General features: G+C 41.6%; 2 protein-coding genes. Both read left to right on the top strand.

Translation table 11 applies throughout. From position 1 onward, the window contains the following. Positions 1 to 460: 460 nt before the first annotated feature. Complete coding sequence (locus tag ACX5KA_RS10540; protein ID WP_458731098.1) at positions 461 to 2,629, top strand: hypothetical protein; 2,169 nt, start codon at positions 461 to 463, stop codon at positions 2,627 to 2,629. A 74-nt stretch (positions 2,630 to 2,703) separates the two neighbouring features. Further along, on the top strand, positions 2,704 to 5,508 hold a 2,805-nt coding region (locus ACX5KA_RS10535), incomplete at its 3' end, for a thrombospondin type 3 repeat-containing protein (RefSeq protein WP_458731097.1).

Genomic DNA, 5,508 nt, shown 5'->3' with positions numbered 1-5,508 from the left:
AAAATTAAGCATTCATGCTCTCACCCTGATTGATTCTTGTGCAGTTAGTGGGGTAGATAATGCAGCTAAGATAGATAGCGATATAGTTTTTTTCATTTCCATCACCAAGTTCAGTTAAATTGGGATGGTATTAAGCACTCAATTTGATACATCACTTTAACCATCCATGTAAATAATGTTCTAAGGAGAGTAGCACATATTTTTTTCAAAGTTCAAAATTAAACCAATCACCCCCTATATTTGTAACAGCTTTACCAGCAAATTACTTGCTGGCTGTTTTTATAAAATCCCTACCTACAGCTAAATACCAAGACTAATTGAAAACCCTCTTCTCGATTCAACGCAATAGCTTTTTAATGCGAATATTTTTTTTGAAGAAACCAGAAAGTAACAATCATTACAATTTGACTAACCGCGCCAACTGATCGATATTTAACCAACACATTCAGAGGGATTTGACATGCTACATCTACTTTCTACCCAAAATTTTAATGGCTCAAAACTAACTTTTATCCTATCACTCGCTTTAACACCTTTTCTAATTCAAGCAGGTGAGCAATTTTCCTTTTCCTATACATTCGATGCATCTGCACGTGGAACCGCAGGTGAAATACTTTCCGGCGTAGTTGAAGGAAGGCTCGCAGAAGATGGCGATACCGTACTTATTGAGCGATTTATTCGAGCCGACTTATCAGGCATCAGCTACAACATTTCAGGTAAAACAGATATTCGTGCTGCTGATCCCGAAGATGCTCCCCGAATGAGTTTATCGGGTGAGACAGTTGACTTTTGGGTATGTGCTGAAGGCTTTGATGGCTTTTATGAAAACGGAGGCGGCGATTGTGCATTTGGTGACACTGGCGGTTTTTTGATCTCTCCTTATGTAGATACTCAAACAGCTGAATGCATTCAGTTTGATGACAATGAAGATTGTGTAAACTGGGCTTGGGCAGGCATACCGGAAAAAACTAATGCTTACCGAGTAGGAGATATACCGTCGATAAAAAATAACTGGCAAGCATCTAAATTACAACCATCCAACGTGGGTGAAGTTGTTCATACATTCGGCGACGTGAATAAGCCAGTTTTGTTCAGCTTTGATCGCGAAGGTGAGCGCTATGTTGCAACAGCATTGGATAATACTTTTTCGGTAACATGGCAAGGCAGTTATAGCCAAGTCTCTCTGTATATGCTGCCGGATATGAATGGCAATGGCTCTCCTGAAATAGGCTTGTTTGGTATACGCTCTAGCACTGGCAACGAAGGCAAACCTCAACTAAGCATAAAAGATACTGCAACGGGTAATAGAGTGAGCATTCTTAACTGGGTAGCTAACTGGTCTAATACCTCTGTTGTTGTGCTGCCAGACATGACAGGCGACGGTGTTGCCGAAATTGGTTTACAGGGCTTGTTTAAAGAAGGCTTACGTCCTCAACTTGTTGTGCGAAATGGTTTAACAAACGGGAATGTTAATACGTTTGCATTCCCTGCACTTTGGAATAAACCAACTTATTTTAGTTTTACTGATGTAGATCTTGATGGCACAAACGAAGTTGCTTTGTTTGGAACAATTAGTAAAAACGGTAAACCGCAGGTAAGGGTAATTAACGGCACCACACCTAGCGATAAGTTTAGCGCTTATACATTTCCTAGTAACTGGAATAATACGAGTTGGCATGACGTGGGTGACTTCAACTTGGACGGAACGTCAGATTGGGCATTGTTGGGTAAAGCAGATGCTGATGGCCGTTGGCAGCTAATAATTAAAAGTGGGCTTTCACCTAGAGGTGCACTGAGTATTTATGCGTGGCCTGATTTAACTGACATTACTTTTGGGCAAGTTAACGACTATACAAACGATGGCGTAGCGGAATTTGCATTGGGTGGATTCAACGCAGAGAAAAACCGTTGGCAGCTGCAAATTAAAGATGGTCAAGACCGTAATTCAACACTTAATAATGTCAGCTGGGCGAACAAATGGAGTGATGTAAGCCTTCATATTTTACAAGATGTAGATGGCGACGGACTAAATGACCTTGCTTTACTCGGTAAACGTACCAATTATGAAATTGCTTTAAAATCTAGCCGCGACGGTTTTTCTTCAGAAACAATATTGGACTTGGGCTCAACGTGGCAAGTGAAACCTAACATAGGCTTGATAGCCACTTCTACCAACGAGCCATCTCAGTTTATGGCTTACGATGTTGTAAACCAAGTGTTGCACGTTGAACCTATCACTTTTCCCTTACCAGAAATACTCAATTATGTTTTGACAATAGACTTCGTTATTACTAGCCAACAAGGCAGTATCTGTAATACCGATGAAGAATATGTGGGCTTAGAAGGTTCAGAGGTTGGCGAGCTTACCTTAGATGAGTTTGCACAGCGCGCTGTTTTAACTATGGATATTGAAGGGGAAGGCACACCTACTCCTATAGGTGGAAACTACAATTCAGTTGAACAAACCATTGACCTTACTTATGAGAACGACGTTTTCGATTTGTCAATTGCGTCTAAGACAGATAGCAACATAGAAATTACAGGCACGATAACAACAACTGATACACGTGACGATTCGGCAGAGCAGTGTGTGACCGTATGGGATTTAGATATTAAAGGGGCTCCCTAATGTTTGTTAGTCGGTTCATAGGAAAATGCACGCATTTTAGATTTTTAAAAATAACGGCGAACACAGCAGTGTTCATGCTTTCTATATTATTGATCTCAGCTCCTCAAGTCGCATTCACCAGTTCTGGAAAAAGTATTGGCCTAACATTTGTCGACGAAGATAACGATGGAATGGATGATGAATGGGAGGCTTTTTATGGACTAGATACCACCGAAAATGATGCAATGGATGACTTCGATAGTGATGGATATTCAAATTTAGCTGAATATCTTTCAAATACAGCGCCAGATGATATTCGTGAAAATCCGATTATTACCACAAAAGTTTTAAACTTTGAAAACCAAACTGATTTGGGTTTTATCAGCGTAACGAGCGGGAAGATCAGTTTAGCACCTGGTAGGGGTGTAAGTGGCTCTACTGCTCTTGCGATAACCGTTGACGATACAACACGCCAAATTAACGTTTCTTTCAACGTACCTAATATTAATGAGCAAATTATCTTCCACGCTAGACCTGAAGGCGTGGAGCGCTCTATTAGCTTAAATTATGCAAATATAAGCTCAGGCTACCACGACACAATATATACAGGTAAGTGGGACGTTGCTGGTGAACACGCTATAATTTCTCCTCTCAACGGACTTGACTTATCAATGCAGTCGCCTAACCCCGCAGGTGATACGAGTGTTGTAGTCTATATTGATAACATCGCTTTTCAAGTACTTGGTGAACCTGATACGCCACCGGATATTGCGCTAGATTTTGTAAGCAGAGACGAGACAAATGCCCCTGTTTTTAACGACAGCGTTGAACCTATGGGAATTTCCGCAGATGGCAATTTGATACTTTTTCAAGAATACGCAAATGATTTATCGGAAGCTGCGCTCTATCTACGTGACATGAATGCTGAGGTCTCTCAAAAAATTAATGGCGAGTGGACAAGAGTTGCAGCCTTATCCGCGGATGGTAGTACTGTAGCTTTTTCAAGTCGAACGCGTGACGCTGAAATAGACATTTACAACATCAAAACAGGTGAAATGGAGCAGGGTATCATAGCTGCATTGACCAATGAGTTGGACGGAAACCCATTAGTTAATTTAGACAGAATAACCCACTTATCTATTTCTGCCACAGGTAGGTTTGTTCTGTTTACCACGCGCTCGAGTCTTGACGGGCGGCCAGAAATAAAGGGTGACAATGGAACAGCGTCCAGAGGTGGAAGAATCCTTTATTTATACGACAGAGAAGCAGAAAACTTAGAGCGTGTATCAACAGACAGTTATGGGGATATACCCATTTCCCAAGGTAATGGCACCGCGCCCGGTGTGGTTAATGCCGCCGTTAGTGCAGATGGTCGTTATGTTGCCTTCGAAGCATCTTATAAAGGCTTAGCACCCAATGACGATATGATCTTCTACAGGAACGTTTTTTTAAAAGATAGGAAAACACAAAAAACTAGTCTAATTGGACGCGCACTCGATAACAGCATACCTGATACCGACACAGGACCAGCGCTCAACGCAATTACTTCTGATGGTAAATTCGTATACTTTTCTGGGCTTGCCGCAGCATTTGCCCCTGATTTTAAAAATCCGGGCGGGGGTGTCGGGCCAACTGTCGATTTACGTTATTCTATTGAAAACGATAATGTTGAATTTATTACGGTCAAAGATGGCTTTGGAAGCCCTTTGCACTCTAAACAACTTAGGGGCGACACAATAAGCCTTAACGGTGAATACTTATTTTTTGAAAAATACAGGGAAGTTGTTGAAAGCAAAGGCATTATAGGAAGATTTGATAAAGATAGCAGCGCTGGTGACGGACTTTGGGGAAGCATACCAATATATCGAGCAGATACAATTGCGAATAGCGTCAATTACGTCAGCAAAAGTAATGATTTTAATGCCATACATGCTCTACGCATTAGCCCTGTTTTCCTAGCAAGTGGAAACGGGCAATACGCAGTGCTTAGAACTAAAGATAACAAAATCGCCCCCGCCGACGCTCTCGCTCACGACCAAACTAAGTTAATAAGAATTAACTTGGGCTCGGGTATTACTCTTGAAGATTCTGATAGTGACGGCACCTCCGATTACGCTGATTCCTTTCCTTTTGACGCATCTGAAAGCACCGACAGTGATTGGGATTCAATCGGTGACGAAATCGATCACGACGACGATAATGATTTCTTACCAGACAGCTATGAAGTTGATAATGACTATAATCCCTATGTTTCATCAGATGCATTTGAAGATAGAGATAACAACGGAAAGCGCGACTTCATCGATTTTATTAATAATAACTCCTCTTTTTTTACGAATTTGGAGTCCATATACAGTGAAACGGCAGAATCTTTCGAGCTTGCCCTTGTATATGATTATTGGCGTCCTGGTTTATGGGATACGTCAGTTAGAAGAAGTACAGAGCAAAGTCGTTCTCTTTACATACAGAGACCTCCCGATAGCACGGAGATAGAAGCGTTGTTAGTCGGAAATTTTGGCTTTGGTGCGGAACTTCAATTTGATGCGTATATCGATAGTGAATTAGGTGAGGATCTATTTTTTATAAAAGTAGACGATGAAATAGTGGCTCAGCGGTCGGGTTTTGTTGACTGGGAGACGCTTGTTATGAGTGTTCCTGCAGGCGCCCATGCTGTAAGTTTTATCTACCAAAAAGGACCTTCAAATAGCAGCGGTAATGATGGTGTTTGGATAGATAACTTGAGGTTTGTTTTTAAAGATGAAAGTGAAGCCGATAGTGATAGCGACGGTATTCTAGATCTTATTGACAACTGCCCAACCATAGCTAACGAAGACCAGCTAGACACCGATAGCGATGGTTTAGGCGATGTGTGCGACAGCGATGACGATAACGACGGCATG

Source organism: Alteromonas alvinellae, assembly GCF_902705805.1.
Note: the sequence above shows the minus strand (reverse complement) of the source record. Positions and strands in the feature narration are given on the sequence as shown.

What these genes read in the sequence shown, in the direction of transcription:
- ACX5KA_RS10540 (WP_458731098.1), top strand. Translation starts at nt 461, where the DNA reads ATGCTACATCTACTTTCTACCCAAAATTTTAATGGCTCAAAACTAACT.